A 1,241-nucleotide genomic window follows, 5' to 3' on the forward strand; every position below is an offset into this window, starting at 1 on the left:
TGCTCTTTAACAATCCGGAACAAGCTGAAAATTGAAACGACGTGTCGGTTCATTTCTCCGTAATAAGAAATGAATGATGACATGTTCGAGTCTCTCAAATGCTTGCAGTCTGCATGCGTTGTAAAACGCCTGTGGGTTGTGAGGTTAAGCGACTAAGCGTACACGGTGGATGCCCTGGCAGTCAGAGGCGATGAAGGACGTGCTAATCTGCGTAAAGCGTCGGTAAGGTGATATGAACCGCTACAGCCGACGATGTCCGAATGGGGAAACCCGGTGCACTCTGTGCATCATCGCAACATGAATACATAGTGTTGCGAGGCGAACCTGGGGAACTGAAACATCTAAGTACCCAGAGGAAAAGAAATCAACCGAGATTCCCCCAGTAGCGGCGAGCGAACGGGGAACAGCCCAGAACCTGAATCAGTTTGTGCATTAGTGGAAGCGTCTGGAAAGTCGCAGGGTACAGGGTGATACTCCCGTACACAAAAATGCACTTATTGTGAGTTCGAAGAGTAGGGCGGGACACGTGGTATCCTGTCTGAATATGGGGGGACCATCCTCCAAGGCTAAATACTCCTGACTGACCGATAGTGAACCAGTACCGTGAGGGAAAGGCGAAAAGAACCCCGGCGAGGGGAGTGAAACAGAACCTGAAACCGTGTACGTACAAGCAGTGGGAGCCTCTTTTATGGGGTGACTGCGTACCTTTTGTATAATGGGTCAGCGACTTATATTCTGTAGCAAGGTTAACCGTATAGGGGAGCCGCAGGGAAACCGAGTCTTAACTGGGCGTTAAGTTGCAGGGTATAGACCCGAAACCCGGTGATCTAGCCATGGGCAGGTTGAAGGTTGGGTAACACTAACTGGAGGACCGAACCGACTAATGTTGAAAAATTAGCGGATGACTTGTGGCTGGGGGTGAAAGGCCAATCAAACCGGGAGATAGCTGGTTCTCCCCGAAAGCTATTTAGGTAGCGCCTCGTGAACTCATCTTCGGGGGTAGAGCACTGTTTCGGCTAGGGGGCCATCCCGGCTTACCAACCCGATGCAAACTGCGAATACCGAAGAATGTTATCACGGGAGACACACGGCGGGTGCTAACGTCCGTCGTGAAGAGGGAAACAACCCAGACCGCCAGCTAAGGTCCCAAAGTCATGGTTAAGTGGGAAACGATGTGGGAAGGCACAGACAGCCAGGATGTTGGCTTAGAAGCAGCCATCATTTAAAGAAAGCGTAATAGC

General features: G+C 50.9%; 1 rRNA gene. It reads left to right on the forward strand.

Annotated features, from left to right (window positions below):
• Window positions 1–142: 142 nt before the first annotated feature.
• Window positions 143–1,241: ribosomal RNA gene (locus RM368_RS38580) — 23S ribosomal RNA — on the forward strand; the annotation flags it as partial.

The sequence above is a fragment of the Nostoc sp. DedSLP03 genome, assembly GCF_034530815.1.
GTDB lineage: Bacteria > Cyanobacteriota > Cyanobacteriia > Cyanobacteriales > Nostocaceae > Nostoc.